We start from the raw sequence: 26,697 nt of genomic DNA on the forward strand, positions 1-26,697 counted from the left end.
GGGCGAATAGTTCGCCCGTGCCAATGTTTTGTGGTGTTTCGCGATGTTTCGTCAGTCCGCGCGCGGCGGGACCAGCGGCGCATCACTGCTGCCGGTGCTGGGCGGAAGCAGGTCGGTGCCAGCACCCGCCGGTGCGGACTCTTCCGCGGCCGGGGCCTGCTGCTGAACGCCAAGCCGGTCCAGAACCGAGGTATCGGCGGATTTTTCCGCCGCGATGATCGTCAGCCCGATCGAGGTGCCGATGAAGGCGATGGCGAAGAACCAGGTCAGCTTGCCCAGAGCTGTTGCCGCGGCCCGACCGCTCATGACACCGCCGCCACCGCCACCGCCACCGCCGCCCATGCCAAGCCCGCCGCCCTCGGACCGCTGCAGCAGAACGATACCGATCAGGCAGAGCGCGAGGATCAGGTGGATGATGAGGATGACGTTTTCCATGGGTGCGCGGATCCGGGCTTTTCACTGACGGGTCTATCTAGGCGGATGCGCAGCCGGTCGCAACCCCTGACTGGTGCGAGGACGGATGCGCGTGCCGTTTCCGGATTGTGCGCCTGCGGCGCAAAGTCATCTCTCAGGCCTTTCCTTGCGGAAAGACCTTCGGGCGCGCCTCCGGCGGGAGTATTTGTCCCGAAAAGAAGCTCCCTTCTTCTCGGGGGAAATACTCCGGGGTTTGGGGCGGAGCCCCAATTCGTCGGGGTAGCCGGAGGCGGGAAGCGCCGGGGTCACTCATCCACATCGTCGATATCGGCCTGGCCCGACAGGCGGCGGCGCACCAGACTCCAGCTCAGGCCGATGCCCAGCACGACCGACAGCGCGAAAATCCCCAGCCACAGGTTCAGGTCGGTATTGGTCAGGCGCATCACACCCCAGTCGATCAGCACCCAGATCAGCGCCGCGATCAGGGCGGTTACAAGGATCATTCCGAACGCGCCGATCGAGCGCAGCGTGGCCCGCAGGTAGATGATATAGCCGATCAGCAGGATCAGTCCCAAAAGCACCGTCAGCGGCAGCTCATCTGAATACGAGGCGCGCGCCCACTGCACATAATTCCACTGGGTTGGGTTGAACGTCGCGGTCAGCAGCGCGAACGCGAAAACCCAGCGCAGAAAGATGGCCGTCATCCGTCCCTCCGGTCTTTTTCGGGTTCGTGCCGCAATATGCGCGCCCTGTCCAGCCTCCGGGCGAAAATCCCGTTTGCGCTTGGCCCATGCGCGGGGCTATACCGGCGCGGGTTTTCCCTAATTGCAAGGATCAGTTATGGCCAATGTCGTCGTCGTCGGCGCCCAGTGGGGCGACGAAGGAAAAGGCAAGATCGTGGATTGGCTTTCGGAACGGGCCGATGTGATCGCCCGATTTCAGGGCGGGCACAATGCGGGCCATACGCTGGTCATTGATGGTGAGGTTTACAAGCTGTCGTTGCTGCCCTCGGGCATCGTGCGCGGCGGCAAGCTGTCGGTGATCGGCAATGGTGTGGTGCTCGATCCGTGGCATCTGATCGAAGAGATCGCCAAGCTGCGCGGCCAGGGGGTGGATATCAGCCCCGAAAATCTGATGATCGCCGAGAATACGCCGCTGATCCTGCCGATCCATGGCGAGTTGGACCGTGCCCGCGAGAACCAGAATTCCGTGGCCAAGATCGGCACCACCGGCCGCGGCATCGGCCCGGCCTATGAGGACAAGGTGGGGCGCAGGTCCGTCCGGGTCGCCGATCTGGCCGACGATGCCACGCTGGAACTGCGGGTGGACCGCGCGCTGGTGCATCACGATGCGCTGCGCCGCGGATTGGGGCTGGGGCCAGTGGACCGCGACGCGCTGATCGCCAGGTTGCGCGAGATCGCGCCGCAGGTTCTGCCCTATGCCGCGCCGGTCTGGAAGGTGCTGAACGAGAAGCGCAAGGCCGGCAAGCGGATTCTGTTCGAGGGGGCGCAGGGTGCGCTGCTGGATATCGATTTCGGCACCTATCCCTTTGTCACCTCGTCGAATGTGATCGCCGGTCAGGCGGCCACCGGCGTCGGCGTCGGCCCCGGTGCGATCGATTTCGTGCTGGGCATCGTCAAGGCCTATACCACCCGCGTGGGCGAGGGACCGTTCCCGGCCGAGCTGAACGACGAGATCGGCCAGCGGCTGGGCGAGCGCGGCCATGAATTCGGCACCGTGACCGGGCGCAAGCGGCGCTGCGGCTGGTTCGACGCGGCCCTTGTGCGCCAGACCTGCGCCACGAGCGGCGTCAATGGCATTGCGCTGACCAAGCTTGATGTGCTGGACGGGTTCGAAGAGCTGAAAATCTGCACCGGGTATGAGCTGGACGGCGTGCAGATCGACTATCTGCCGACCGCCGCCGACCATCAGGCGCGCTGCACCCCGATCTACGAATCGATGCCGGGCTGGTCGGAATCGACCGAAGGCGCGCGCAGCTGGGCCGATCTGCCGGCGAGCGCGATCAAATATGTGCGCCGGATCGAAGAGCTGATCGAATGCCCGGTCGCGCTGCTGTCCACCAGCCCCGAGCGCGAGGACACGATCCTCGTCACCGATCCGTTCGCCGACTGATGGCGCTGTCCTACAAGGCAAGGCGGCGCTGGTCGCTGGTGGTCCTGCTGATCGGGCTGCCGCTGTATGTTGTGGTGGCGGTCACGCTGGTCAATCTGCTGGAGCGGCCGCATTTCCTGTTGGAACTGGCGGTCTATGTCGGGCTCGGGATCGCGTGGATCGTGCCGTTCCGCTTTGTGTTTCGCGGCGTCGGGCAGGCCGATCCGGATGCCGCAGCGGACAGAGAAGCAGCGGACAGAGAAAAGGCGGACGGTCCCTGAAGACCGCCCGCCCGCACTGGTCACAGACCCGAGAGGGTTCTAATCACGTGCCTCGGGGATAAACCGAGAGTTTTTCGAAATGGTGAACTGGCCGCGTTTCAGTTTCTCGATCTTGCCCTGACGCAGCAAGGTTCCGAAGGCGCGCAGTGTATCTTCGCGTGACAGGTCGGGTTCATCGGCCATCGCCTCGTTCACCGCGCGCACCACCTGCGGGCGGGTGAAAAAGGGCGCACCTTCGACCGAGATGCAATAGGCGGCCGCGGCTTCCAGAAGGTCTGACAGGCCGTTTGCGCCCATCCGGTCGGCGAAATCGGCGAAACTGTCGCTGTCGATGAAGATGTTTCCGACGCCCTGCTGGCCCTCTTCGGGGTCTTCCTCCAGCGATTGCAGTGCCAGATTTCCGGTGCTGATCCGGCGGGGACGCACCGTGCCTGCGGGGCTGGGCGCGTCGATACGCTGTTCCGACACCAGCATCAGCGGTGGCATCTTGTCGGCCTGGCGCGGCTGGGCGGCGCGGCTGGGCCGGACCACCTGGGCCAGATCCTTGCGGTAAGGGTCGCGTTCGGCTTCGGCCTCGGCTTCGCGCTCGGCGCCGGACTTGCGGCCGCGATCGGCCACGGTGGCGGCAACGGCGGCTTTCAGATGCGCAATCGCCGACCGACGGCGGCGGTTTTCCGGGCCTTCCATCTTGGTATTCACTTCGCTGACCAGACGCGAGACGGCGGCATCATCGCTGTTCAGGCCCGAGGCGCGCAGACGTTCGCCTGCCGCTTTAGGCGCGCTTCCTTGCGCGGCGTCGCGCTCGACCTCGGCCAGTTCGGCCAGCAAATCGGCCTCGGCCTGGGCCGAAAGCTGTGCGGCGGCGTCGGTGTCCGAGTCGTCTGTGGGACCCAGATCGAGGGGGCCCAGGGCGATCGGGGCGGTGGCCGGCTGGTCTTCGCGGTCCTCAGGCTGCGCCGCTTCGTCGGCGCGGGAGGCATCCACGGACAGGCCGGCGCCCATCGTGTCCAGATCGGCGCGTTTGACCTTGATCACACGGGCGCGGGCGCGGGCGGCGGCGTTGCGGGTTTCATCGGCGTCGGCGCGCGCTTCGCGGGCGGCGCGGGCCGCCTGACGGCGGGCGCGGCGGGCTTCGCGCGTTTCGGACTTGTCGTCTGCACCGTCGGACGTTTCTGGCTGTTCGACGGGTTCGACGGGTTCGACGGGTTCGACGGGTTCGACGGGTTCGACGGGCTGATCACCGGCGATTTCGACCAGGGCCAGGGCGGCTGCCCCGGTGTCGGCGTCATCTTCGCGCATTTCTGCGTAGTCCAGGGGCGCGTCCGCTTCGAATTCCACCTCGGTCTCGGCTTCGGCCTCGAGTTCGGCTTCGAACTCCACGTCGGGTTCCGCTTCGAAGTCCGGCTCGAATTCCTCTTCGGATTCCGGTGTTGCGATCTCTGCCTGCTCGGGCTCTTCGGTTTCGGTGGCCATCTGGATCGCGATCGCGTTCAGCAGCATGCCGTCGTCTTCGTCAGCCTCTTCGGGGGCGGCGACGGCTTCGGGGTGTTCCGCCACCATATCGGGCAGTTGGCCAGTATCGTCGGCCGAGATGTCATCAAACGCATGGGCCGAGATTGTGGCGAGGTCGTCGGGTTCCGGCTCCTGCTCCGGTACAATTTTCGCTTCCGCGGGCATGGCGGGGGCTTCTGCTTCGGGCTGGGCCGGGGCGACCGCGACCTGCTGATCCTCGGTATATTCCTCATCGTGGCGCGCGGCACTGGTGCGTGCGATATCGACCACGGCGCGGATGCGGGCCAGCTTGTCCACGACCGAGCCAAGTTCGCCCGACGGGGTCGTTTCGGGGGCGGGCTCTGTTTCCGGCTCCGCTTCGGCGGTGACTTCTTCTTCCTCGGGGGCGGCAACCATGGCCGCCGGGGCCGGTTCGTGCGGGGCCGTGGCGGCCTCGGTCGGGACGGGGGCTGGTTCTTGGGCCGGGGCGGGTTCGGGCGCGGCGGCGGGCAGGGTGGCCTGACCGCCCGCACGCAGCACCACGCCATCGTCGCCGACATAGGCCTGCACCCGCTTTTGGATCTCGCGCTCGGCGATTCGCTGCAGCATTTCGGCATCGGGGGTGGGCGGTTCGGCGCCGAAGTAGCGATCGTCGGATGCCAGATCCCGGAAATACTCGGCGATGGCCTTCATCGTGCCGAAGGAATCGTCGAATCCTTCCAGGGTGCACGAAAAGGTGCCGTAGGATACTGTCAGTATTTTACTCGCACCAACCATGGCCTGCTCGCTTTCTCCCGAATACTGTAGTGCACTGTTTACCATATGCTGTTTCCTGAAATGGAACAGAACTGGGTTATTTGGGGGGATTAATCATGTCCAGATTGTGGTCTGTTTCCGTTTCGCGCAGTAATCACGACATGGACGGCATTATTGTGCAAACAACTGATATGGTAACCCTGCTTGGCGGGGGCGAGATTGCCCCAAAGGACCTTGCAGAAGCCTTAACCCTGGCCCCGGTTCTGGTGGCGGCCGATGGCGGGGCCGATGCCGCCCTGGCCGCCGGGCATATGCCCGAGGCGGTGATCGGCGATTTCGATTCGATCTCAGCCGCCACGCGCGCGGCCCTGCCGCCCGCCCGGATGCATCTGATCGGAGAACAGGAAAGCACGGATTTCGACAAATGTCTGCGCTCGATTTCGGCGCCCCTGATCCTGGGGCTGGGTTTCATGGGGGCGCGGCTGGATCATCTGCTGGCGGCGCTGACCGGGTTGACGCGGCGGCCGGGGGCGGCTTGCATCCTGATCGGGCGGCGCGACATCGCCTTTCTGTGCCCGCCGCACCTGTCCTTGCGGCTGGAACCGGGCACGCGGCTGTCGCTGTTTCCGATGGGGGCGGTGCAGGGCCGGAGCCGGGGGTTGAAATGGCCGATCGAGGGGTTGGCGTTCGCGCCGGACGGGCGGATCGGCACCTCGAACGAGGTGGTGGAACCCGAGGTGGTGCTGGACCTGTCGGCGCCGTGCATGGTCGCCATCCTGCCGCGCACGGCGTTGGGCGCGGCAATCGCCGCACTGCGCGGGTAGGCGATTTTTCTGCGAAAAACCGGGGCCCTTGCGGGCCCGACATTTTGGCCTCCGGCGGGGATATTTGTGCGAAAAAGAAGCGCGGTCAGCAGTTGGGGATGTTGACGGCCAGCCCGCCCAGGGCGGTTTCCTTGTATTTCTCGCTCATGTCCGCGCCGGTCTGGCGCATGGTTTCGATGGCGGCGTCCAGCGGCACGAAATGCCGCCCGTCGCCGCGCAGGCTGAGCGAGGCCGCCGAGACCGCCTTGATCGCGCCCAGCCCGTTGCGTTCGATACAGGGGACCTGAACCAGCCCCTTCACCGGATCACAGGTCATGCCAAGGTGGTGTTCCAGTGCGATCTCGGCGGCGTTTTCCACCTGTTCGGGCGTGCCGCCCAGCACCGCCGCCAGCCCGGCGGCGGCCATCGCGGCGGCGCTGCCGACCTCGGCCTGACAGCCGCATTCCGCGCCCGAGATCGAGGCGTTGTGCTTGATCAGCCCGCCGATCGCTGCCGCTGTCAGCAGGAACTCGGGCAGTTGCGCCTGGGCCGCGCCCGGCACATGGTCCAGCCAATAGCGGATCGTGGCCGGCACCACGCCGGCGGCGCCGTTGGTCGGTGCGGTGACGACCTGACCGCCGGCGGCGTTTTCCTCATTCACCGCCATGGCGTAGGTGCCGATCCAGTCGTTGATCACATGCGGTGCGCTGAGGTTCAGCCCGCGTTCGGCCAGCAGGGCGCGGTGGATCGCAGGCGCGCGGCGGCGCAGGTTCAGCCCGCCGGGCAGGATGCCTTCGGTCGCCAGGCCGCGGGTGATGCAATCGGTCATCGCCTGCCAGATCCTCAGGATACCCGCATCCAGATCCGCCGCGCTGCGGAAGGTCAGCTCGTTGGCGCGTTTCAGTTGGGCGATGCTGAGGCCGCTGGTTTTGGCCATCTCCAGCATTTCGGTGGCGGAATGGAACGGATAGGGGATCGGTTTCAGCCGGGCCTCGGCTTTGGCCGCGCCGCCCTGATATTCGGCCTCGGTCACGACAAAGCCGCCACCGATCGAATAATAGGTGTCCTGAAAGATCACGTCACCCTGGCTGTCGGTGGCCATCAGGATCAGCCCGTTGGCGTGGCCGGGCAGGGGCGGGCCGTAGTCGAAGATCAGGTCGGTGGCGGGGTCGAAGGCCAGCGCGGGCAGGCCGTCAGGTGTGACCGTCCTGTCAGATCTGATCCGGGTCAGGGCGGCCTCGGCCTGGCCCGCATCATAGCGTTCGGGGGTGAAGCCGGCCAGCCCCAGGATCACCGCCCGGTCGGTGGCGTGGCCAACCCCGGTGAACGCCAGCGAGCCATGCAGCGAGGCACGCAGCCCCTGCGCCTGAAACGGCAGCCCGCGCAGCCGGTCCAGAAATCGCGCGGCGGCCAGCATCGGCCCTATCGTATGGGACGAGGACGGGCCGATCCCGATCTTGAACATCTCGAAGACGGACAGAAACATATGGCGTGCCTCGCGTTACCCGCCCTTGGTATCGGCCGGGCGTGGCCACCATGCTGGTCTGAATGCGACAGGGCAAGGGGGCGGAGCGGTCACGCCGCGCCGCGCCGGCGCCCCAGCGCGATGCCGTCGCGCAGGTTCAGGGCCAGCAGGGTGATATTCGTGCCCCCCGCCACCAGTTCCAGCAGCTGCACCCCATAAAAGGCGGTGTCGAGCTGCCCGGCCCGCGCGCGCAACGCCAGAAACACCGCACAGGGCAGCAGGATCAGCAGGCCGTTGGCGGCGATGAATTTCATGCGGCGCGATTTGCGCGCGACCTCGGGCCGTTTCCAGCCGCGGCCCAGGGCGGTGCCGGACAGGCCGGTGGCCGCCATGAGCGGGATCAGCAGGCCCAGCCCGTAAAGGATCGCGGTTTTCACCGTCGCGATCTGTGCGGGTGTGCCAAGGGTTTCGGACAGGGCCGTGCCGCACCAGAAACTGGCAGTCAGCAGCAGGGCGCAGGTTCCGGCAAGGGCGTGCAGTTTGGGGGGCATGGGGGACCTCGAATCAGATAGCCTGCTATACACATAGCACTTGCATAGTGCGCTATTCAACCTAATTTCCCGCCATGGGGTTTTCACGCGACACATCGGCGGGGTTTCTGGCCAATCACATGGCACGGCTGTTCGCGGCCGGGTTGGCGCGGCGGGTGCAGCCGCTGGGGCTGGCCCCGGCACAGTTCATGACGCTGGTCGAACTGTGGGCCGAGGACGGGCTGACCCAGCGCGATCTGGTCGCGCGGCTGGACGTCGAGCAGGCGACCATGGCCAACACCCTGGCCCGGATGGAACGCGACGGCCTGATCACCCGCCGCGCCCATGCCACCGACAAGCGCGTGCGCCTGATCTGCCTGACCGACCGGGCCTGCGCGCTGGAGGCGCAGGCGTTGGCGGCGGCGCAGGACCAGAACACCGTCGCCCTGTCGGGGCTTGATCCGGCCGAACAGGCCCAGCTTCTGGCGCTGATGCGCCGGGTGATCGCGGCGATGAAGCGCGACGGTTGAACGGCCTGTGCGCGATTGGGGCGAATTCGCCCTCGCAGCGCTGCGCCACTTCTCTTATAAGACCGGGGAGCTGAACAGGAGGACACCCATGAGCGGAGAGCTTTCCCCCATCGACAAGGCCAAGTTCGTGGCCGCCAAGCGGGCGGTGGACTTTGTCGAGGATGGCATGCGGGTGGGGCTGGGTACCGGATCGACAGCGGCCTGGATGGTGCGCTGCCTGGGCGAACTGGTGCGCGAGGACGGGCTGCGCATCAAGGGCGTGCCGACCTCGACCCGGACCGCCGAGCTGGCCCGCCAGGTGGGGATCGAGGTGATTTCGCTGGACGAGGCGAAATGGCTGGATCTGACCATCGACGGCGCCGATGAATTCGACGCCGATCTGAACCTGATCAAGGGCGGCGGTGGCGCGCTGCTGCAAGAAAAGATCGTGGCCACCGCATCCGACCAGATGATCGTGATCGCCGACGTGGCCAAGGAAGTGGCGCAGCTTGGCGCCTTCCCCCTGCCGGTCGAGGTGATTCCGTTCGGCTGGCAGACCACCAAGGCGCTGATCGAGGAAACCCTAATCAATATCGACGTGCTGACCCGCGACACCACGCTGCGGATGAACGGCGAGGCGCCCTTCGTCACCGACGAGGGCAACTTCATCGTCGACATGCACCTGACCCGGATCGGCAACCCCCGGCAGCTGGCGCTGGTGATCAACCAGATCCCCGGCGTGGTTGAAAACGGGCTGTTCATAGATATCTGCGATGTGGTGGTGATCGGCCATGGCGACGGCCGGGTGGAACTGCGCGACATCAATGCCGGCACGGTCGAAGAAGACAAGATCGACTTTCTGGACAATGACAACCTGTTTGCGGATCTCTGAGGGGTGGCGGCACCATGACATTCGACTATGATCTGTTCGTGATCGGTGGCGGCTCGGGCGGGGTGCGCGCGGCGCGGCTGGCCGCTTCGGAAGCGGGCGCCAAGGTGGGCTTGGCCGAGGAATACCGCATGGGCGGCACCTGCGTCATTCGCGGCTGTGTGCCCAAGAAGCTGATGGTGTTCGCGTCGGGCTATCGCGAGAGTTTTGCCGATGCGCGGGCCTATGGCTGGGATGTGCAGGCGGGCGGATTCGACTGGCCCGACTTCCGCACCAAGCTGCACGCAGAGCTGGACCGGCTGGAAGGCATCTATACCACCAATCTGCAAAAGGCCGGGGTCGAGATTTTTCCGGCCCGCGCGGTGCTGGAAGATGCCCATACGGTCAAATTGTCGACCGGCCAGCGCTTCACCGCCAAGCACATTCTGGTGGCTACCGGCGGCAAGCCCTATCTGCCGGAAATCGAGGGTGCCGAGCATGTCATCACCTCGAACGAGATTTTTCTGCTGGATGAACTGCCCAAGAAAATCCTGATCGTCGGCGGCGGTTTCATCGCTTGCGAATTCGCCTGTATCCTGAATGGGCTGGGCGTCGAGGTGACGCAATATTACCGGGGCGCGCAGGTGCTGCGGGGGTTCGATGACGAGGCGCGCGGCCATGTGGCCGAACTGATGAAAGAACACGGCGTCGATCTGCATGTCGGCACCGATGTGCTGGAGATTCGCAAGACCGGCGACGGGGTCTTCGTCAAATCGGCCTGCGGCAAGGACGGCACCTATGATCAGGTGATGTATGCCACCGGTCGGCGCCCCAATACCGAAGGGCTGGGGCTGGAGAATGCCGGCGTGACACCGGGCCGCTGGGGCCAGGTCGAGGTGGACGCCTATTCACAGACCGCCGTGCCGTCGATCTATGCGGTGGGCGACGTGACCGACCGGATCAACCTGACGCCGGTGGCGATCCGCGAAGGGGCGGCCTTTGTCGAGACCGTGTTCAAGGGCAACCCGACCAGACCCGACCACGATCTGGTGGCCAGCGCGGTCTTCACCCAGCCCGAGCTGGGCGCGGTCGGCCTGACCGAGGAACAGGCCCGCGAGCAGGAAAAGATCGAGGTTTATTCAACCTCGTTCCGGGCGATGCAGTCGCTGTTCGCCGGGCGCGACGACCGGGTGATGATGAAGCTGATCGTCAGCCAGGCGACGCGCAAGGTGCTGGGCTGTCATATCGTCGCGGATCATGCGGGCGAACTGATCCAACTGGCCGCCGTCGCGCTGAAGATGGGCGCCACGAAAGAGGATTTCGACCGCACCGTAGCGGTGCATCCGACCATGTCGGAAGAACTTGTGACAATGAAGACGCCGACGCGGACCGCTTGAATGTCGCATCTTGGCGACCACTTTGATATGAACGACTGAATGACACGGAAAGAGGTAATAACCTGGATGTCTGGAAATAACGGCGGCCCCTGGGGGAGTGGCGGTTCGAACAAGGGTGGCTCCGGCCAGCGTGGTGGTGGTGACGGGCGTGGCCCCGGCGGCGACGGCCCGCAGATCCCTGAAATCGAAGAGCTGATGAAAAAGGGGCAAGAGCAGTTGAAAGTGCTCATGGGCGGCGGTGGCCGGTCCGGGCGTCCCGGCGGCACGGGCGGCTCTGGCGGGCCGGCCCTGACACGCGGCACGGTCGGGTTGGGCCTGTTGGCGGCGCTGGTGCTGTGGCTGTTTGCCTCGGCCTATACGGTCAAGCCCGAAGAGCAATCGGTCGAGCTGTTCCTGGGGAAATATTCCCAGACCGGCTCCCCGGGTCTGAACTTTGCGCCATGGCCCGTCGTGACCAAGCAGATCGAGGCGGTGACGCGCGAGCGCACGGTCGAGGTGGGGCTGGGCCGTGCCGGTGGCGATGCCGGGCTGATGCTGACCTCGGACGAGAATATCGTCGATATCGACTTTCAGGTGGTGTGGAACATCAACGATCTGAAGCGCTATCTGTTCAACCTGCGCGACCCGCAGCAGACAATTCTGGCGGTGTCGGAATCGGCGATGCGCGAAATCATCGCTCAGTCCGAACTGGCACCGATCCTGAACCGCGACCGTGGTGCGATCGCCAGCCGTTTGCAGGATCTGATCCAGTCCACGCTCGACAGCTACGACAGCGGCATGACCGTGGTGCGGGTCAACTTCGACAAGGCCGACCCGCCGCGCGAGGTGATCGACAGCTTCCGCGAAGTGCAGGCCGCCGAACAGGAACGCGACCGGCTTGAAAAGCAGGCTGACGCCTATGCCAACCGGGTTGTGGCCGGCGCGCGCGGTGAAGCCGCGCAAAAGCTGGAAGAGGCCGAAGGCTATCGCGCCCGTGTGGTGAACGAGGCCGAGGGTGAGGCCAGCCGGTTCTCTGCCGTTCTGGCGGAATACAACAAAGCCCCCGAGGTGACGCGCAAGCGGCTGTATCTGGAAACGATGGAAGAGGTGCTTGGCCAGGTGGACAAGATCATCCTCGACGAGAACGCCGCGGGCGGTCAGGGTGTCGTGCCCTATCTGCCGCTGAACGAGCTGCGCCGCAGCGCACCCGCCGCAGGGGGGAACTGAGCCATGAAAAAGACGACATTCATTCTGCCGATCGTCGTGATCGTGGTGGCGGCGGCGCTGTCCTCGGTCTTCATTGTCAAGGAAACCGAAAAGGCGCTGGTGCTGCAGTTCGGCCGGGTGATTTCGGTGAACGAACAGCCCGGGCTGGCGTTCAAGATCCCGCTGATTCAGGAAGTGGTCTATTACGACGACCGCATTCTGAGCCTGGATACCGCAGCGCTGGAGGTCACGCCGCTGGATGACCGCCGCCTGGTGGTAGATGCCTTCGCGCGCTACCGGATCGCCGATGTGCGTCAGTTCCGTCAGGCCGTTGGCACCGGCGGTGTCCGCTCGGCCGAGGATCGGCTGGACCGCATCCTGCGCGCCGCGACACGCGAAGTGCTGGGCTCGGTCAGCTCGAACGACATCCTCAGCTCGGACCGGGCCACACTGATGCTGCGCATCCGCAACGCGGCGATTTCCGAGGCCAGCAATCTGGGGCTGGAAATCATCGACGTGCGCCTGAAACGCACCGATCTGCCCGAGCAGAACCTGTCGGCCACCTATGCCCGGATGCGGGCGGAGCGGGAACGCGAAGCCGCGGATGAAATCGCCCGCGGCGAAGAGGCCGCGCAGCGGGTTCGCGCCGGGGCCGACCGTACCGTGGTCGAACTGGTGTCGGATGCCGGCCGCCAGTCCGAGATCGTGCGCGGTGAAGCCGATGCCGAGCGCAACAAGATCTTCGCCGAAGCCTATGGCGCGGATCAGGAATTCTTTGAATTCTACCGCTCGCTCACGGCCTATTCGCGGGCGCTGAAGGGCAGCAATTCGACCATGGTGCTGTCGCCTGACAGCGAATTCTTCAACTATCTCAAGCAGGCGGATCGCCCTTGATGGCGATGCTGCTGCTGGCCATTGGTCTGGTTCTTGTCGTCGAGGGGCTGGTGTTCGCACTGGCCCCTTCGCGTCTGGACGAAATGCTGGCCGCAATCGCCCGCTTGCCGGTGGACACCCGCCGGATGCTGGGGCTTGTGGCGGTCGCGCTGGGGGTTGCGCTGGTATGGCTTGCCCAAAGCCTTGGCGCCTGAAAAGATTGTCCCGAAGGTTAGCGCGTCATCACAGCCATGTGAAAAGATGCGACAGGCTTTGAATTGAAGGTCCCGGTGCCCCATCTGCATATGGAGCCATGGGGAATGCGGCCGCGGGCCCGGCCCCCAAAGAACACATGAGGAGGACGTCCCCTTGAAAACTCAGGCCATTACCCTTCCGGCCCAGCGTGATGCGGCGTTGCCGCTGCGGGCCTTCATGGCGCTGCTGTTCAGCGTCGCGCTGTTGTTGGCGCAGGCATTGTCGGCACAGGCGCGCGGGATGCCGGAAAGCTTGGCCGATCTGGCCGATCAGGTCAGCCCGGCGGTGGTGAATATCACCACCTCGACCACGGTGGCGGCCTCGACCGGGCCGGGGCCGCAATTGCCCGAAGGTTCGCCGTTCGAGGATTTCTTCCGCGATTTCATGGATCCCGAAGGCCAAGGCGGCCAGCAGCGCCAGCGTCGCAGCCAGGCGCTTGGCTCGGGCTTCGTGATTTCCGAGGACGGCTATATCGTCACCAACAACCACGTCATCGAAAAGGCCGACGAGATCAAGATCGAGTTTTTCTCGGGCAATATCCTGGATGCCACGGTGATCGGCACCGACCCGAACACCGATATCGCCCTGCTGAAGGTCGACAGCGACGAACCGCTGCCCTTCGTGCCGTTCGGCGACAGCGACGTGATGCGCGTAGGCGACTGGGTGATGGCAGTGGGAAACCCGCTGGGTCAGGGCTTTTCGGTTTCGGCCGGGATCGTCTCGGCCCGCAACCGGGCGCTGACCGGCACCTATGACGATTTCATCCAGACCGATGCGGCGATCAACCGGGGCAACTCGGGCGGGCCGCTGTTCAACATGGCGGGCGAGGTGGTCGGCGTGAACACCGCGATCCTGTCGCCCAATGGCGGTTCGATCGGGATCGGGTTCTCGATGGCGTCGAACGTGGTGACCAATGTGGTCGACCAACTGCGCGAGTTCGGCGAGACCCGCCGCGGCTGGCTGGGTGTGCGCATCCAGGATGTCAGCGATGACGTGGCCGAGGCGATCGGGATGGAGGCCGCCGCCGGCGCGCTGGTCACCGATGTGCCCGAAGGTCCCGCCGCCGAGGCCGGGATGAAATCGGGTGACGTGATCCTGTCCTTCGACGGGCAGGACGTGGCCGACACCCGCGAGTTGGTCCGCATGGTCGGCAACAGCGCGGTGGGCAAATCGGTGCGTGTCGTGGTGTTCCGCGATGGCAAGACCCAGACCCTGAAGGTAACACTTGGCCGCCGCGAAACCGCCGAGAACGCGGTGCCCGCAGTTGCCCAGGCCCCCGACGAAGCGCCGGTCGAGACCGTGCTGCTGGGCCTGACCCTGACGCCGCTGACCGACGAGTTGCGCGAGCAACTGGGCGTGACCGCCGGGCTGGACGGGCTGGTGGTGACCGATGTCGACGAGATGGCCGAAGCCTATGAAAAGGGCCTGCGCGCCGGTGACGTGATCACCGAGGCAGGCCAGCAAAAGGTCGTCGCGGTCGCCGATCTGCAGGCGCGGGTCGACGAGGCGAAAGAGGCCGGGCGCAAGTCGCTGCTACTGCTGATCCGCCGTCAGGGCGAGCCGCGCTTCGTGGCGCTGTCGCTGGACGACATGTAGGCTGCGGAGACGCAGGCGATACGGAACAGGGCGCCTTTCGGGGCGCCCTTTTTTATTCGGCGGGGGCCGGTCTGGGATAGGCGATCAGCCCCAGCTTGCGTGCCGCCGCCAGCGACAGGATTGCACTGTCCAGCCCCTGCGGCGCCTGATAGCGGCGCACGGCCCGGCGCGTGGCGTGGTCCATATGACCGTTGATCGGGCCGTGATACAGATCGCGTGCCTTCAGCGCCCGTTGCAGGGTTTCGATGAACCCGGTATCCATCTGCGCGCTACAGGGAGTTTCGAACCAGATTTCCGTGCGCTCCTTCACGATGCGCTGCTGGGTCTCGGTCTTGTAAAGTGCAGGCTCCAGCACCCGGCCGCCGGTGGTGACCTCGGCCGGTTGCAGCAGGACATGCTCGGTCACGGTCTCGATCTCGGCCGGGGTCATCTCCATGCCCCAGCAGGTGCCGGGGGCGGCGCCGGGCGGGGCCACGGCATTGTGGCTGCGGGTCAGCGGGGGTTCGATCAGGCGCGTGACATCGGCCATGGGCGCGATGCCCTGGCAGGCGGCAAGGCCCATCCCGGCCACGCCGGTCATAAGAAAGCTGCGGATCGTCACGGGCTGTTCCTGCTCTGGTCGGGTCTTCATGCCCTTCTGTTCTGGGCGGCAGGATAGCGGTTTTTGCAGTCCGGCGAAAGGCTTCCGCGGGCGGGCCGGGGCCGGCACCGGCCCGAAACGGGGCATCTGCGCCGCCGCCTGCACCCGATCGGCCCGGCGGGACTGGCGAATCCCGCGCGGCTGGCCTATGTCGGCGGGTGACGATCAGTTCAGGGCAAGAGGATAAACATGGCGAAAATCACCTATATCGAGCATAACGGGACCGAACATGTGGTGGATGTGGCCACCGGCATGACGGTGATGGAAGGCGCGCGCGACAATAACGTGCCCGGTATCGACGCCGATTGCGGCGGGGCCTGCGCCTGTTCCACCTGCCACGCCTATATCGACGCCGACTGGGCGGCAAAGCTGCCCGCGATCGAGGCGATGGAAGAGGACATGCTCGATTTCGCCTGGCAGCCGCAGCCGGGCCGCTCGCGGCTGACCTGCCAGATCAAGGTGAGCGACGATCTGGACGGGCTGGTGGTCAAGCTGCCCGAAAAGCAGATCTGAGCCATGCTGCGGGCGGCGGTGATCGGCGCGGTGGCCGCGCTGTCGGCCACGGGGGCTCTGGCGCAGGACGCCACCCGCATCAAGGGGCCGCGGGCCGATTGCGTGGGCGCGATCACCGCCGCCCGCTACGACCGTCCGACCACGCGCTATGATCACGGCATCCTGGGCGATGCGGTGGAATGGGGCGGCCTGTCGGCCAGCGTGACCGGAAAACCACCCTGCGGCTGGCGCCAAGGCGGTGTGGACGTGATCCTGCCCGACAGCCTGGTGTTCGAGGATATCGCGCCGCGCCTAGCCGATCTGGACGGCGACGGCGCGCCCGAGATTGTGACCGTCGAGACAGCGCTGACCAAGGGCGCGCGGCTGACGGTCTGGGGGCTGGACGCGGGGCAGTTCAAGCGGCTGGCCGCAACCCCCTTCATCGGTCAGCCGCACCGTTGGCTAGCGCCGCTGGGCGCGGCCGATCTGGACGGCGACGGCTTCGTCGAGATCGCCTATATCGACCGGCCGCATCTGACCAAACGGCTGCGCGTGTGGCGCTATCGCGACGGCGGGCTGGTTCCGGTTGCGGGGCACGACGGGCTGACCAATCACCGGATCGGGCAGGATGTCATCTCGGGCGGAATCCGGGTGTGTGGGCAGGGGCCCGAGATGGTGACCGCCAATGCCGACTGGTCGCGGCTGATGGCGGTGCGGTTGTCCGGCGGTCAGTTGGTGGCGCGTGATATCGGGGCCCATAACGGGCCGGACTCCTTCGCCGCGGCACTGGCCTGTGCGGACTGAGCGGGGCTTTTCCAAAGTGCGGCGCGTGCCGCGCCATATCTTTTGCCTCGCCGTCTGCGACGGCTCAGGGTTTGAGTATTTGAGCCGAGAAGAAGCCGTGAGTGTTCTTCTCGGTGCAAATACTCCCGCCGGAGGCGAAAACCGGAGCTCCCGAAGGGGGCGACCCAGGACATGACCGGCTCCGAAGGGCCGGTCGCAATTCTTGCAAAGTGCGGGATCAGAGCGCGCGCCAGCCGATATCGCGCCGGAAGAAACCGTCGGGCCAGTCGATGGTGTCTGCCATGGCATAGGCACGATCGCGGGCGTCGCGCAATGTGGCACCGCGCGCCGTGACGTTCAGCACCCGCCCGCCGGCGGCGATGATCTTGCCGTCCACCGCGCGCGTACCGGCGTGGAACACCATGTTCAGGCTGTCCTCGGGCAGCGCCGCCAGTCCGCCGATAACGGTACCTTTTTCATAGGCGCCCGGGTATCCCTTCGCCGCCATTACCACGGTCATCGCGTGGTCGTCGGCCCAGTTGACCCGGGCCTTGTCCAGCCGTCCCTCGGCACAGGCCAGCAGCAGGTCCAGCACCTGTGCGCCCAGCCGCATCATCAGCACCTGGCATTCCGGATCGCCGAAGCGCACGTTGTATTCCACCAGCCGCGGCTGGCCGTCCTTGATCATGAACCCGGCATAGAGCACCCCCTGATAGGGCGTGCCGCGCCGTGCCATTTCGGCGACGGTGGGTTTCACGATCTCGTCCAGTGCCTTTTGCGTGACCGCGTCGGTCATGACCGGCGCGGGGGAATAGGCGCCCATGCCGCCGGTATTGGGGCCGGTGTCGCCCTCGCTCACGCGCTTGTGATCCTGCGCGGTGCCGATTGGCAGCACGTTCTCGCCGTCGCACAGGATGAAAAAACTGGCCTCTTCGCCCTCCATGAACTCCTCGATCACCACCCGTGTTCCGGCAGCCCCGAACTCGCCGCCGAACATGTCGTCGATCGCGGCCAGCGCCTCGGCCTCGTTCATCGCCACGATCACGCCCTTTCCGGCGGCCAGCCCGTCGGCCTTGACCACGATCGGTGCACCCCGGGCGCGGATGTAGTCCTTTGCCGGCTCGGCTTCGTCGAACCGGGCCCAGGCCGCCGTCGGTGCGCCGCAGGCATCGCATATCTCCTTGGTGAAGCCTTTGCTGGCCTCCAGCGCCGCCGCCGGCTGAGAAGGGCCGAAGCATAGCACCCCTGCCGCGCGCAGCCGGTCGGCCACGCCAGCGGCCAGCGGCGCCTCGGGGCCGATCACCACGAAATCCACCGCGTTTTCCTCGGCGAAGGTCGCGACCGCGCCGCCGTCCAGAATATCCAGATCGGCGCATTCGGCGATTTCCGCGATCCCGGCATTGCCGGGGCTGACGATCAGCCGGTCGCATTTCGGGTTCTGCTTGATCGCCCAGGCCAGGCTGTGTTCGCGCCCGCCGCCGCCCAGGATAAGGATATTCATCTGCCGCCCCCGCTTTCCCTTCGTTCCGCCGCGTTCTAAGCTGTGGGTCACCGCAAGACAAGCGAGCACCGATGTCAGATCTGATCGACGACCCCGCCGCCGGCCTGAACGCCCCGGAATTCACCGTGACCGAAATTTCGGGCGCGGTGAAACGCGCCATCGAGGGCGAGTTTTCCCATGTCCGGGTGCGCGGCGAGATCGGGCGCGTCAGCCGCCCGCGCTCGGGGCATATCTATCTGGACCTCAAGGATGACCGCTCGGTCCTGTCCGGGGTGATCTGGAAAGGTGTGGCCGCGCGGTTGGCCACTCAGCCCGAGGAAGGGCTGGAGGTGGTGGCGACGGGCCGTCTGACCACCTTCCCCGGCCAGTCCAAGTATCAGATGGTGATCGAGGATATAGCCCCCGCCGGCATGGGGGCGCTGATGGCCATGCTTGAAAAGCGCAAGAAGGCGCTGGCGGCCGAGGGCCTGTTCGCGCCCGAGCGTAAGAAACCGCTGCCCTATCTGCCCGAGGTGATCGGCGTCGTCACTTCGCCCTCGGGGGCGGTGATCCGCGATATCCTGCACCGGCTGCGCGACCGGTTTCCGCGCAAGGTGCTGATCTGGCCGGTGGCGGTGCAGGGACAAAGCTGCGCGGCGGAAGTCACACGCGCGATCGAAGGTTTCAACCGGCTGTCCGCCGGCGGTGCGCTGCCCCGGCCCGATCTGTTGATCGTGGCGCGCGGCGGCGGCTCGGTCGAGGATCTGTGGGGCTTCAACGAAGAGGTGGTGGTGCGCGCCGCCGCAGCGTCGGAGATTCCGTTGATTTCGGCCGTGGGGCATGAAACCGACACGACGCTGATCGATTTCGCCGCCGACCGCCGGGCCCCTACGCCCACGGCCGCGGCCGAGCTGGCGGTGCCGGTGCGGATGGAACTGCTGGCCTGGGCTGACGGGCAGGGCGCGCGGCTGACCCGGGGAATGGCGCAGGCGATTGGGCAGCGCGGCCAGCGGCTGACCGATCTGTCCCGCGCGCTGCCGCGCCCCGAAACCCTGGTACAGGTGGCGGCGCAGCGTCTGGACCGTGCCTCCGACCGGTTGCCGGCGGCGTTGCGGGCCACGGCACAGGCCCGGCGGGTTCATCTGACCCGCGCGGCTGCGGCCCTGCGCCCCCCGGTTCTGACCCGGCGCCTGGCCGAGGCGCAGCGCGGCCTGCAGGCTTGGGCCGCGCGACTGGAACCAGGACTCGCGCGCACGGCCCGGATCAAGCGCGACCAGCTTCAGACCCGCGCGCAACGGCTGCGCCCTGACGGGTTGCAGCGCGACATTGACCGCAAATCGCAGGACCTCGACCGGCTCTCGGCGCGCTTCGCCATGGCAGCGCAGGGGCAGGTGAAGGGCTGGTCAAGCCGGCTGGACGCTGTGGAACGCATGCGCCAGAGCCTGGGCTATGTCGAAACCCTAAAACGCGGCTATGCGGTTGTCCGCTCGGGCGATCAGGTCATCACCACCAAAGCCGCCGCCGAAACCGCCACCGCGCTGGAGATCGAGTTTCAGGACGGCCGCTTCGCCATCGGGGGCAAACCCGCGCGCAAACCGCGCAAATCAGATCCGCCGCCCGAACAGGGCAGCCTGCTCTGAGCCTTCTTTTCCGCTCAAATATCCCCGCCGGAGGCACCGCGCCACGCAGCGCGTGGCGCAAACCAAAGACATGCGCCGCAGGCGCGCAATCCGGAAACGCCCCTCAGACCCCCAGATCCGGGCCGGGGCAGATCAGCGGCTCGGGGCTTTGCTCGACCTCGATCAGCGGCGTGGCGTCGGGGTCATTCTCGAACCGGGCCATCAGCCCGCTTTCGCTTTCGTAAAAGCTCCAGCATTGCGGCGCATCGGGCCGGTTTTCATAGGCAAAGCAGATCTTCCCGGCCTGTTCGTACCAGATCCCCTGCTGGCATTCGCCGTCCAGAAAGGTCCAGATCACCCGTCGCCCCGGCAGGTATTGCTCGGCGCCGTACGCCACACCCGCGGTGCCGTAATACAGGGTCTTGCCGGTGGAATAGGCCTCGAACGCGGTCGCGCTCATCGGCGGATCGGCCAGCGCGGGGCCGGCGGCCAGCAGGGGGACAAGCATCAAGGCGCGGTGCATCGGGCGGCTCCTTTCAGGGCTGTGACAACAGTCTGCCAGAGCGCCCCGGCGCAGACCAGTGCCGTTGCCGTTACCCGGCGTCCTGTTGCCAGCGCGCCGCGCGCGGGTCCATCACCCGGCGCCACAGGCGCGGCATCAGCGCCAGCGTGGCCATCGCGGGCAGGCTGTGGGGCAGAATGGGCGCCTGTTCCGGCGGCGGCAGGTGCAGGCCGGGGTATTTGCGCGCGGGGTGGGCGTGGTGGTCGGAATGGCGTGGCGCGTTCAGCATCAGATAACCGGAAAACCAGTGCGGCGCGTTCCATGAATGCCGGCCGTTCACCGGGGCATAGCGCCCGTCCGCGCCGCGCGGCCGGCGCAGCCCGTAATGCTGCACGTAATCCGACAACAGCAGCTGCGCCGTGGCATAGCCCGCCAGCGCCAGATGCGCCGCGACGCCGGGCAGGCCGAACGCCGCCCCCGACAGCGCCAGCCCCGCCAGTGCGCCGCCCAGATAGCTGACATAGGGGTGCGTCCAGGCGGGCGGGGGCGGGGTGTGCGCCTGCCGCAATGCGGTTTCGGCGCGCAGGCCCGCGCGGAACGACCCCGCCCAGGCGCGCGGCGCGAAGCGGTAAAAACTTTCGCCGGGGCGGGCCGAATTGGGATCCTCGGGCGTGGCCACGAACCGGTGATGCACATGGCGATGCGCCGAGGTGTGATGCCCGAACAGAAGCGAGATATAGACCCATTTGCCCAGCACAAACAGCGTGCGGCGCGTGCGGTGGATCAGCTCATGCGCGTTGGAATTGCTGACCTGCCCGAAAAACAGCCCGAAGGCAAAGAAGGCGGCGATGCGTTCCGCGACGCCCAGCCCGCTGGCCCCCGACACCGCCCAGACGCCAACCCCCAACAGTCCGAAATGCGCCAGCGCCAGCGTGGCCGACAGTCGGTCGGCGGCGGGAAATTCGCATCCCTCGGGCGCGTTCGGGGCCGCGCGTCCGATCAGCGTGTCCAGCGCGAAGACAAGGCCGGTCAGATAGATCAGCGCCAGCGCGATCCATACCCCGCCCTGCGCCGCGCCAAGTGCCAGCAACGGCAGCGGCGCCAGCGTGGCGAGAGCGAACAGGGTGACGGGGCGGCGGTCGGACATCGGCGGCAGGGGACTTTGGGCTGTGGCGGTTGCCGCAACATGCGGCAGGGCGCGCCGATTTGCCAGCCCCGGGGCCCCGGCAGCGGGCACTTGCCCTTCCATAGTGGGGCAAGAGCGATTAAGTCACGGCTAACGGAGGTGCCCATGGCGTTTTTCAGCAAGCTCAAGGCCCGCATGTTCAAATCCTCTTCGAAACTCGAAGAGGGGTTGGAGGCGATCATCGACGCGGGCGGCGCGCAGGAGCCGGTCGAACCCGTACCCGTGCCACAACCTGAACCGCAGCCCGAACCCGAGCCCCTGCCGGTTCCGGCCCCGACGCCGGAACCTGCCCCCGAACCCGAACCGCAGCCCGCGCCGGAACCCGAACCGGTGCCCGCCACGCCCGAGCCGCCGCAGCCGATGCCGGAGCCGCCGCAACCCCTGACCGAACCGCAGCCCACGCCCGAGCCGCTGAACGTGCCGGTCCCCGGCGGCGACACGATCGCGCCCGACATGCCGCAAGAGCTGCCCGATTTCCCCGAGCCGGGCCCCGAGCCCTTCCCGCAGGAAATCCCCAGCTATTCCCCCGGCGGGATCGAGGTCAGCGCCGAGGCGCAGAAGCCCGGCTTTCTGGGCCGCATCCTGGGCCGGGGCGAACCCGCGACGGTCAAGCGCCGGGTGCTCGACGATGACATGCTCGAAAGCCTCGAAGAACTGCTGATCACCGCCGATATGGGCGTCGACACCGCCCTGCGTGTCACCGCCAACATGGCCGAAGGCCGGTTCGGCCGGAAACTGTCGGTGGACGAGATCAAGCGCCTGCTGGCGGGTGAAATCACCCGGATCATGGACCCCGTGGCCCGGCCGCTGCCGCTTTACCCGACCAAGCCGCAGGTGGTGCTGGTGGTCGGCGTCAACGGCTCGGGCAAGACCACGACAATCGGCAAGCTGGCCAGCCAGTTCAAGGCCGCCGGCAAGACCGTGGTGATCGCGGCGGGCGACACGTTCCGCGCCGCGGCGGTCGAACAGTTGCAGGTCTGGGGCGACCGCGCCGGGGTGCCGGTGCTGACTGCGCCCGAAGGGTCCGACCCGGCCAGCCTTGCCTATGATGCGATGACCAGGGCGCAGGAAGAGGGCGCCGATCTGTTGCTGATCGACACGGCGGGGCGGCTGCAGAACCGCCAGGACCTGATGGAAGAACTGGCCAAGATCGTCCGCGTGATCCGCAAGAAAGACCCCGACGCGCCGCATAACACCCTGCTGGTGCTGGACGCGACGACGGGGCAGAACGCGCTGAACCAGGTCGAGACGTTCCAGAAACTGGCCAATGTGACCGGCCTCGTGATGACCAAGCTGGACGGCACCGCCAAGGGCGGGGTGCTGGTGGCGCTGGCCGACAGGTTCGGTCTGCCGATCCATGCCATCGGCGTGGGCGAACAGATCGACGATCTGGCCCCCTTCGACCCCGAAGACTTCGCCAACGCCCTGGCGGGGGTCGATGCCTGATTTTTCCGACGCGGCCCCCGATTTGTGCGAATTTCAGGCCCTGCGCCGCGTCACGGGCATGCGCGTCTTTCCCGACGCCGCCGCCGGGCCCAGCCTTGAACGCACGCTGCACGGCGTCTGGCTGCGCGCGGGCGACGGTCGGCTGATCGGCATGGGCCGCGTCACCGGGGACGGCGCCTGTTTCGTGCAGCTAAACGATGTGGCGGTGCACCCCGATCATCAGGGGCAGGGCCACGGCACGGCGATTGTCGCGCGCCTGCTGGGCTGGTGCGACGCCAGCCTGCCACAGGGCTGCTATATCAGCCTGATCGCCGACGCGGGCGCCGAGCGGCTGTATGAAAAGGCCGGGTTCGCCTACCGGACCGGCATGGCGCGGCGGGTACCATGAGCGCCTGGCTGGTTTCGCTGGAAGGGACCGATGCGGGCCGCACGCTGGCCCTGTCGCTGGCGCTGCTGGCGGCACTGCTGCACGCGGTGTTCGGGGCGTTGCAAAAGGGGCGGCACGACCCGTGGCTGACCCGGGGCGCGATCGATATCTGGCTGCTGGTGCTGTCGGCGCCGATCGCGTTGTTGCTGGTGCCGCTGCCCCGCGGCCATGAATGGCTGCTGCTGGCCGGTACGCTGCCGATCCATTTCAGCTACAAGATGGGGATGGCGCTGGCCTATAGCCGGGGGGCCTTTACCGTGGTTTATCCTGTGGTGCGCGGTATGGGGCCGCTGTTCACGGTGATCGGCGCCTATGCGCTGTTTGGCGAGACGTTTACCGGGGTGCAATGGCTGGGTGTTGGGGTGCTGTTGGCCGGCATTTTCGGACTGGCGGTCTATAACCTGATCCATGTGGATGTCGGTCGCGCCACGCTGGTGCCGGCGCTGTGGCTGGCGGTGGGCACCGGCGCGCTGGTGGCGCTTTATACCACCTATGACGCATTCGGCATTCGTGCCACGCCCGACCCGTTCACCTTTCTGGCCTGGTTCTTTCTGATCACGGCGGTGGATTTTCCGGCGATCGCCCTGCTGCGCTACCGCACCATGGGTCACCCGCCCGCGCCGGGGCCGCTGCTGGCGCGCGGGCTGCTCGGCGCGCTGGTGGCTTACGGCAGTTTCGGGTCGGTCATGCTGGCCACGCGGCTCGACAAGGTGGGCGAGGCGGCGGTGCTGCGCGAAACCTCGACCGTTTTCGCGGCGCTGATCGGCTGGATCGTGCTGAAAGAAACCGTGGGGCCCCGCCGCCTGGCCCTGATGGCATTGATCGCGGCAGGCGCTGTGATAGTTGAGATGGGCGCATGAAAGAGGAACCGATGGCCGAGAAAAAGAAGATCAATCCGATCGTGAAACTGGGGCTGGAGATCGGCCCCATCCTGGCCTTCTTCGCCGGCTATATCGCGTTGCGCGACCGCAGCTTCAGCATCGGCGGATCCGAGTATGAAGGATTCATCCTGGTCACCGCCGGGTTCATCCCGCTGATCCTGCTGACCACGGCGCTGCTGTGGAAACTGTCGGGCCATGTGTCGAAGATGCAGATCGCCACCGCCGCGCTGGTGGTGGTCTTCGGCGGGCTGACCGTGTGGCTGAACGACGACCGGTTCTTCAAGATGAAGCCGACGATGATCTACACGTTGTTCGCCGGCGTGCTGGGCTTTGGCCTGCTGCGCGGGCAGTCTTATCTGCAATATGTGATGGAAGAGATGATGCCGCTGCGGCCCGAGGGCTGGAAGATCCTGACCCGGCGGCTGATGTTCTTCTTCATCGGGCTGGCGGTGCTGAATGAGGTGATCTGGCGCAGCATGAGCACCGATACCTGGGTCAATTTCAAGACCTTCGGTCTGACCATCGCGGTCTTCGCCTTCTTCATGACCCAGGGCGGATTGCTTCAGAAATATGCATCCGACAGGGACCAAAGCTAGCCCCGTCAAACGGCGCGGCCTGCGGGCGCACAGCTTTATCAGCACTTCGTGCGATTGTTTCGCGCCTGCGGCGCGAGGATATTTCAACGGAAAAGAAACCGGGGCTGGCTTCTTTTTCGCGAAAATATCCCCGCCGGAGGCACAGCCGCGCGTAACGCGCGGCGCATATCAAAGACATGCGCCGCAGGCGCGCAATTTCGAAAGGCTCAGGTCTGGCGCTTGAACAGCACCTCCTGTGCCTTCTTGTCGTCTTGCAGGTTGCTGCGCTGCTCGGCGGACACCGCGCGCCCCTTTTGCACCGCGGGGCGGCTGCCCACCGCATCCAGCCAGCGCGCCATATGCGGCTTGTCGTCAAGCACCTGTTCCTGCCCTTCCCAAAGCGAGGCCCAGGGCCAGATCGCCATATCGGCGATCGAGAAGAAATCGCCGGCCACGAACGCGTGCTGCGCCAGTTGCCGGTCGAGCACACCGTACAGGCGGGCGGTCTCTGCGCGGTAGCGGTCCTTGGCATAGGGCAGGTCGTTGGGCGGATCCATCGCCGGGGCGTATTTCAAGAAGTGATGCGCCTGTCCGGCCATGGGCCCGAGGCCACCCATCTGCCACATCAGCCATTGATCCACCGCGATCCGGTCGCGTTGGGTCGGGCCGCAGAACTGGCCGGTCTTGCGGGCCAGGTATTGCAGGATGGCGCCGGACTCGAAGATCGAGATCGGGTCGCCGTCGGGTCCGTCGGGGTCGATGATCGCGGGCATCCGGTTGTTCGGCGCGATTTTCAGGAAATCGGGGGCGAATTGTTCGCCCGTTCCGATATTCACCAGCTTCACGGTATAGGGCAGGCCCATTTCCTCCAGCGCGATGGTGATCTTCCATCCGTTGGGTGTGGGCCAGTAGTACAGCTCGATAGTTTGTGTCATGGGCGCGTTCCTTTCGCGCCTCAGGATGGGGCTTTCCCGGCAAAGGGCAAGGGGAAGGCGGTGCGCGGCGGTGCAAGAAGCCGTGACCAGCGCGGGCTGCGCGCCCGCGGCAGCGCCGCCAGGGGCAGGCTGCCGTCCAGAAAGGCGCGGTAGAGGCCGAACATTCCGGGGCGCAGGTAGGGGCTCCAGTGACAGACGCGGCGTGCGGGCGGGGCGATGCGGTGGCCCAGCCGCGCCAGCGTCTCCAGCGTATCGGCATGGTCGATCTGCAGATCGCACCAGTTGGGATGCAGCGGTGCGTTGTGGCCCAGGCTGCGTTCGCGCGGGCGGTGCGGTACGATCACCCCTTCGAGCAGGAAATCGAACAGGTCGTTCTCGCGGCTGGTGACGTTGAGGAATTCGGCCATGTGCCCGGCCGGGGTGTCGAGCAGCGCACCGGCGCGGCTGGACAGTTCGGCCGGGGCCATCAGGATCGCGCGGCGCAGCGTGCCGGGGGCCATATGTGGCAGCGCCGACAGCGCCACCCGCGCGCCCAGCGAATGCGCCAGCAGATCGACCTGCTGGCCGGGGCGCAGGGTGCGGATCGCCGCTGTCAGCCGGGCCAGGGCCGCGCCGGCGCGGGCGGCTTCGCCGTAGGCGCGCCAGATATGACCCGAGGCTTCCCACCCGAAGGCGATACACAGCCCTTCGTCGGGGCGCGTTCCGGAAAAGCCCAGATGCCGGGGCCAGGAAATCACCTTGGGCGTGTCGCGGTCGGGGGTCAGCGACAGGATATGGCCATGCGGGCTTTTGCCCGGGCGGAACGGTGAAAACTTGAACCCGTGCAGCAGGATCACGACCGGCGCGCCGGGCGGGACATCGTGCAGCGCGCGGGCCAGATCTGCCTGCAGATCGCCGCCCGCCGCCGGGAAGGGCAGGGATTTATGTGCATTGACCTGGACGAGGGGCATTGGGGCAGCTCCCACTACATCTTGGGTTCAGCAGGTAAGCCAGCCATACGACAGCAGCATGAAGCCGGTGTTACAGCTGCGTGACGTGGCTTGACGGCGACAGGGGGCGGCGCTATGGCTCGGCCTTGTGGCGCTTTGTTACCGGATTGCGGGCCACGTTAAACATTCCGCTAAAGAGGTTCGGGATGCAGCGCACCCCCGCCTTTTGCCGGTCGGGGGTTTTTCTTTGCGCGAAAGGACGGCGCG

At 66.4% G+C, this 26,697-nt stretch carries 28 protein-coding genes and 1 riboswitch; of the genes, 17 read left to right on the forward strand and 11 right to left on the reverse strand.

Annotated features, from left to right (window positions below; all coding sequences use genetic code 11):
• Positions 1-51: 51 nt before the first annotated feature.
• Positions 52-435 carry a preprotein translocase subunit SecG gene (gene secG / locus ACSR1C_RS08260; protein WP_460258651.1) on the reverse strand — a complete coding sequence of 128 codons (384 nt, stop codon included), beginning with the start codon at positions 433-435 and terminating at the stop codon, positions 52-54.
• Positions 436-719: 284 nt separating this feature from the next.
• Positions 720-1,118 (reverse strand): DUF6524 family protein, encoded by a 399-nt coding sequence (locus ACSR1C_RS08265; protein ID WP_460258650.1) that lies wholly within the window; start codon positions 1,116-1,118, stop codon positions 720-722.
• Between the two features lie 136 nt (positions 1,119-1,254).
• Between ACSR1C_RS08265 and ACSR1C_RS08270 the strand changes: the two genes are divergently transcribed.
• Positions 1,255-2,547, forward strand: a complete 1,293-nt coding sequence (locus ACSR1C_RS08270; protein WP_460258649.1) for an adenylosuccinate synthase — start codon at positions 1,255-1,257, stop codon at positions 2,545-2,547.
• Entirely contained in the window at positions 2,547-2,807 is a 261-nt protein-coding gene (locus tag ACSR1C_RS08275; RefSeq protein ID WP_460258648.1) for a DUF2842 domain-containing protein, read from the forward strand. Before ACSR1C_RS08270 ends, ACSR1C_RS08275 begins: the two co-directional genes overlap by 1 nt.
• A gap of 39 nt (positions 2,808-2,846) precedes the next feature.
• On the opposite strand, the gene ACSR1C_RS08280 is transcribed toward ACSR1C_RS08275, so the two are convergent.
• A complete protein-coding gene (locus ACSR1C_RS08280) occupies positions 2,847-5,120 on the reverse strand; it encodes a hypothetical protein (protein ID WP_460258647.1) in 2,274 nt (757 codons plus the stop codon).
• 125 nt (positions 5,121-5,245) lie between these two features.
• Between ACSR1C_RS08280 and ACSR1C_RS08285 the strand changes: the two genes are divergently transcribed.
• Positions 5,246-5,878 (forward strand): thiamine diphosphokinase, encoded by a 633-nt coding sequence (locus ACSR1C_RS08285; protein WP_460258646.1) that lies wholly within the window; start codon positions 5,246-5,248, stop codon positions 5,876-5,878.
• 85 nt (positions 5,879-5,963) lie between these two features.
• Here the strand turns inward: ACSR1C_RS08285 and ACSR1C_RS08290 are convergent, their stop codons facing one another.
• Together ACSR1C_RS08290 and ACSR1C_RS08295 are read right to left on the reverse strand one after the other, a co-directional pair.
• Positions 5,964-7,343 carry an L-serine ammonia-lyase gene (locus ACSR1C_RS08290; RefSeq protein WP_460258645.1) on the reverse strand — a complete coding sequence of 460 codons (1,380 nt, stop codon included), beginning with the start codon at positions 7,341-7,343 and terminating at the stop codon, positions 5,964-5,966.
• Between the two features lie 89 nt (positions 7,344-7,432).
• Positions 7,433-7,873 (reverse strand): hypothetical protein, encoded by a 441-nt coding sequence (locus ACSR1C_RS08295; RefSeq protein WP_460258644.1) that lies wholly within the window; start codon positions 7,871-7,873, stop codon positions 7,433-7,435.
• A gap of 119 nt (positions 7,874-7,992) precedes the next feature.
• Here ACSR1C_RS08295 and ACSR1C_RS08300 point away from each other — a divergent pair, with 119 nt between their 5' ends.
• The 7 genes from ACSR1C_RS08300 (at position 7,993) to ACSR1C_RS08330 (ending at position 14,535) form a co-directional block, all read left to right on the forward strand.
• Positions 7,993-8,382: a MarR family winged helix-turn-helix transcriptional regulator gene (locus ACSR1C_RS08300; RefSeq protein ID WP_460258643.1), complete on the forward strand. Its 390-nt coding sequence runs from the start codon at positions 7,993-7,995 to the stop codon at positions 8,380-8,382.
• Positions 8,383-8,470: 88 nt separating this feature from the next.
• Entirely contained in the window at positions 8,471-9,253 is a 783-nt protein-coding gene (gene rpiA / locus ACSR1C_RS08305; RefSeq protein ID WP_460258642.1) for a ribose-5-phosphate isomerase RpiA, read from the forward strand.
• A 14-nt stretch (positions 9,254-9,267) separates the two neighbouring features.
• Entirely contained in the window at positions 9,268-10,626 is a 1,359-nt protein-coding gene (gene gor, locus ACSR1C_RS08310; protein WP_460258641.1) for a glutathione-disulfide reductase, read from the forward strand.
• Positions 10,627-10,692: 66 nt separating this feature from the next.
• On the forward strand, positions 10,693-11,832 hold the full coding sequence (hflK, locus tag ACSR1C_RS08315) for an FtsH protease activity modulator HflK (protein WP_460258640.1): 1,140 nt from the start codon (positions 10,693-10,695) through the stop codon (positions 11,830-11,832).
• A gap of 3 nt (positions 11,833-11,835) precedes the next feature.
• The gene (gene hflC, locus ACSR1C_RS08320; protein ID WP_460258639.1) at positions 11,836-12,705 is read left to right on the forward strand and encodes a protease modulator HflC; all 870 of its coding nucleotides are present in this window, start codon (positions 11,836-11,838) and stop codon (positions 12,703-12,705) included.
• Complete coding sequence (locus ACSR1C_RS08325; RefSeq protein WP_460258638.1) at positions 12,705-12,899, forward strand: DUF2065 domain-containing protein; 195 nt, start codon at positions 12,705-12,707, stop codon at positions 12,897-12,899. Before hflC ends, ACSR1C_RS08325 begins: the two co-directional genes overlap by 1 nt.
• Before the next feature lie 217 nt (positions 12,900-13,116).
• Positions 13,117-14,535, forward strand: a complete 1,419-nt coding sequence (locus ACSR1C_RS08330) for a Do family serine endopeptidase (protein ID WP_460258939.1) — start codon at positions 13,117-13,119, stop codon at positions 14,533-14,535.
• Positions 14,536-14,587: 52 nt separating this feature from the next.
• Here the strand turns inward: ACSR1C_RS08330 and ACSR1C_RS08335 are convergent, their stop codons facing one another.
• Entirely contained in the window at positions 14,588-15,166 is a 579-nt protein-coding gene (locus ACSR1C_RS08335) for a peptidoglycan-binding domain-containing protein (RefSeq protein WP_460258637.1), read from the reverse strand.
• A gap of 198 nt (positions 15,167-15,364) precedes the next feature.
• On the opposite strand from ACSR1C_RS08335, the gene ACSR1C_RS08340 reads away from it, so the two are divergent.
• The gene (locus ACSR1C_RS08340) at positions 15,365-15,688 is read left to right on the forward strand and encodes a 2Fe-2S iron-sulfur cluster-binding protein (RefSeq protein WP_460258636.1); all 324 of its coding nucleotides are present in this window, start codon (positions 15,365-15,367) and stop codon (positions 15,686-15,688) included.
• Between the two features lie 3 nt (positions 15,689-15,691).
• Positions 15,692-16,471 (forward strand): FG-GAP repeat domain-containing protein, encoded by a 780-nt coding sequence (locus ACSR1C_RS08345; RefSeq protein WP_460258635.1) that lies wholly within the window; start codon positions 15,692-15,694, stop codon positions 16,469-16,471.
• Between the two features lie 217 nt (positions 16,472-16,688).
• Here ACSR1C_RS08345 and purD read toward each other — a convergent pair whose 3' ends face one another.
• Positions 16,689-17,951 (reverse strand): phosphoribosylamine--glycine ligase, encoded by a 1,263-nt coding sequence (purD, locus tag ACSR1C_RS08350; protein WP_460258634.1) that lies wholly within the window; start codon positions 17,949-17,951, stop codon positions 16,689-16,691.
• Between the two features lie 71 nt (positions 17,952-18,022).
• Here purD and xseA point away from each other — a divergent pair, with 71 nt between their 5' ends.
• Positions 18,023-19,570, forward strand: a complete 1,548-nt coding sequence (xseA, locus tag ACSR1C_RS08355; RefSeq protein WP_460258633.1) for an exodeoxyribonuclease VII large subunit — start codon at positions 18,023-18,025, stop codon at positions 19,568-19,570.
• Between the two features lie 103 nt (positions 19,571-19,673).
• On the opposite strand, the gene ACSR1C_RS08360 is transcribed toward xseA, so the two are convergent.
• Both ACSR1C_RS08360 and ACSR1C_RS08365 read right to left on the reverse strand, forming a co-directional pair.
• A complete protein-coding gene (locus ACSR1C_RS08360) occupies positions 19,674-20,072 on the reverse strand; it encodes a hypothetical protein (protein WP_460258632.1) in 399 nt (132 codons plus the stop codon).
• 70 nt (positions 20,073-20,142) lie between these two features.
• The gene (locus ACSR1C_RS08365; RefSeq protein ID WP_460258631.1) at positions 20,143-21,288 is read right to left on the reverse strand and encodes an alkane 1-monooxygenase; all 1,146 of its coding nucleotides are present in this window, start codon (positions 21,286-21,288) and stop codon (positions 20,143-20,145) included.
• A 54-nt stretch (positions 21,289-21,342) separates the two neighbouring features.
• Between ACSR1C_RS08365 and ftsY the strand changes: the two genes are divergently transcribed.
• The 4 genes from ftsY to ACSR1C_RS08385 are packed head-to-tail and all read left to right on the forward strand — an operon-like array spanning position 21,343 to position 24,587.
• Positions 21,343-22,683: a signal recognition particle-docking protein FtsY gene (ftsY, locus tag ACSR1C_RS08370; protein WP_460258630.1), complete on the forward strand. Its 1,341-nt coding sequence runs from the start codon at positions 21,343-21,345 to the stop codon at positions 22,681-22,683.
• On the forward strand, positions 22,676-23,071 hold the full coding sequence (locus ACSR1C_RS08375) for a GNAT family N-acetyltransferase (RefSeq protein ID WP_460258629.1): 396 nt from the start codon (positions 22,676-22,678) through the stop codon (positions 23,069-23,071). Before ftsY ends, ACSR1C_RS08375 begins: the two co-directional genes overlap by 8 nt.
• Complete coding sequence (locus ACSR1C_RS08380) at positions 23,068-23,970, forward strand: EamA family transporter (protein WP_460258628.1); 903 nt, start codon at positions 23,068-23,070, stop codon at positions 23,968-23,970. The genes ACSR1C_RS08375 and ACSR1C_RS08380 overlap by 4 nt, the downstream gene beginning before the upstream one ends.
• Positions 23,967-24,587 carry an inner membrane-spanning protein YciB gene (locus ACSR1C_RS08385; protein WP_460258627.1) on the forward strand — a complete coding sequence of 207 codons (621 nt, stop codon included), beginning with the start codon at positions 23,967-23,969 and terminating at the stop codon, positions 24,585-24,587. Before ACSR1C_RS08380 ends, ACSR1C_RS08385 begins: the two co-directional genes overlap by 4 nt.
• A gap of 206 nt (positions 24,588-24,793) precedes the next feature.
• Here ACSR1C_RS08385 and ACSR1C_RS08390 read toward each other — a convergent pair whose 3' ends face one another.
• Positions 24,794-25,501 (reverse strand): glutathione S-transferase N-terminal domain-containing protein, encoded by a 708-nt coding sequence (locus ACSR1C_RS08390; RefSeq protein WP_460258626.1) that lies wholly within the window; start codon positions 25,499-25,501, stop codon positions 24,794-24,796.
• A 20-nt stretch (positions 25,502-25,521) separates the two neighbouring features.
• On the reverse strand, positions 25,522-26,451 hold the full coding sequence (locus ACSR1C_RS08395) for an alpha/beta hydrolase (RefSeq protein WP_460258625.1): 930 nt from the start codon (positions 26,449-26,451) through the stop codon (positions 25,522-25,524).
• A 117-nt stretch (positions 26,452-26,568) separates the two neighbouring features.
• Positions 26,569-26,646, forward strand: a riboswitch (SAM riboswitch).
• Positions 26,647-26,697: the final 51 nt, after the last annotated feature.

The organism is Actibacterium sp. D185-2 (assembly GCF_054954595.1).

Coding starts and splice junctions, on each gene's coding strand:
- secG (WP_460258651.1), bottom strand. CDS start 435: ATGGAAAACGTCATCCTCATCATCCACCTGATCCTCGCGCTCTGCCTG.
- ACSR1C_RS08265 (WP_460258650.1), bottom strand. CDS start 1,118: ATGACGGCCATCTTTCTGCGCTGGGTTTTCGCGTTCGCGCTGCTGACC.
- ACSR1C_RS08270 (WP_460258649.1), top strand. CDS start 1,255: ATGGCCAATGTCGTCGTCGTCGGCGCCCAGTGGGGCGACGAAGGAAAA.
- ACSR1C_RS08275 (WP_460258648.1), top strand. CDS start 2,547: ATGGCGCTGTCCTACAAGGCAAGGCGGCGCTGGTCGCTGGTGGTCCTG.
- ACSR1C_RS08280 (WP_460258647.1), bottom strand. CDS start 5,120: ATGGTAAACAGTGCACTACAGTATTCGGGAGAAAGCGAGCAGGCCATG.
- ACSR1C_RS08285 (WP_460258646.1), top strand. CDS start 5,246: ATGGTAACCCTGCTTGGCGGGGGCGAGATTGCCCCAAAGGACCTTGCA.
- ACSR1C_RS08290 (WP_460258645.1), bottom strand. CDS start 7,343: ATGTTTCTGTCCGTCTTCGAGATGTTCAAGATCGGGATCGGCCCGTCC.
- ACSR1C_RS08295 (WP_460258644.1), bottom strand. CDS start 7,873: ATGCCCCCCAAACTGCACGCCCTTGCCGGAACCTGCGCCCTGCTGCTG.
- ACSR1C_RS08300 (WP_460258643.1), top strand. CDS start 7,993: ATGGCACGGCTGTTCGCGGCCGGGTTGGCGCGGCGGGTGCAGCCGCTG.
- rpiA (WP_460258642.1), top strand. CDS start 8,471: ATGAGCGGAGAGCTTTCCCCCATCGACAAGGCCAAGTTCGTGGCCGCC.
- gor (WP_460258641.1), top strand. CDS start 9,268: ATGACATTCGACTATGATCTGTTCGTGATCGGTGGCGGCTCGGGCGGG.
- hflK (WP_460258640.1), top strand. CDS start 10,693: ATGTCTGGAAATAACGGCGGCCCCTGGGGGAGTGGCGGTTCGAACAAG.
- hflC (WP_460258639.1), top strand. CDS start 11,836: ATGAAAAAGACGACATTCATTCTGCCGATCGTCGTGATCGTGGTGGCG.
- ACSR1C_RS08325 (WP_460258638.1), top strand. CDS start 12,705: ATGGCGATGCTGCTGCTGGCCATTGGTCTGGTTCTTGTCGTCGAGGGG.
- ACSR1C_RS08330 (WP_460258939.1), top strand. CDS start 13,117: ATGGCGCTGCTGTTCAGCGTCGCGCTGTTGTTGGCGCAGGCATTGTCG.
- ACSR1C_RS08335 (WP_460258637.1), bottom strand. CDS start 15,166: ATGAAGACCCGACCAGAGCAGGAACAGCCCGTGACGATCCGCAGCTTT.
- ACSR1C_RS08340 (WP_460258636.1), top strand. CDS start 15,365: ATGGCGAAAATCACCTATATCGAGCATAACGGGACCGAACATGTGGTG.
- ACSR1C_RS08345 (WP_460258635.1), top strand. CDS start 15,692: ATGCTGCGGGCGGCGGTGATCGGCGCGGTGGCCGCGCTGTCGGCCACG.
- purD (WP_460258634.1), bottom strand. CDS start 17,951: ATGAATATCCTTATCCTGGGCGGCGGCGGGCGCGAACACAGCCTGGCC.
- xseA (WP_460258633.1), top strand. CDS start 18,023: ATGTCAGATCTGATCGACGACCCCGCCGCCGGCCTGAACGCCCCGGAA.
- ACSR1C_RS08360 (WP_460258632.1), bottom strand. CDS start 20,072: ATGCACCGCGCCTTGATGCTTGTCCCCCTGCTGGCCGCCGGCCCCGCG.
- ftsY (WP_460258630.1), top strand. CDS start 21,343: ATGGCGTTTTTCAGCAAGCTCAAGGCCCGCATGTTCAAATCCTCTTCG.
- ACSR1C_RS08375 (WP_460258629.1), top strand. CDS start 22,676: ATGCCTGATTTTTCCGACGCGGCCCCCGATTTGTGCGAATTTCAGGCC.
- ACSR1C_RS08380 (WP_460258628.1), top strand. CDS start 23,068: ATGAGCGCCTGGCTGGTTTCGCTGGAAGGGACCGATGCGGGCCGCACG.
- ACSR1C_RS08385 (WP_460258627.1), top strand. CDS start 23,967: ATGAAAGAGGAACCGATGGCCGAGAAAAAGAAGATCAATCCGATCGTG.
- ACSR1C_RS08390 (WP_460258626.1), bottom strand. CDS start 25,501: ATGACACAAACTATCGAGCTGTACTACTGGCCCACACCCAACGGATGG.
- ACSR1C_RS08395 (WP_460258625.1), bottom strand. CDS start 26,451: ATGCCCCTCGTCCAGGTCAATGCACATAAATCCCTGCCCTTCCCGGCG.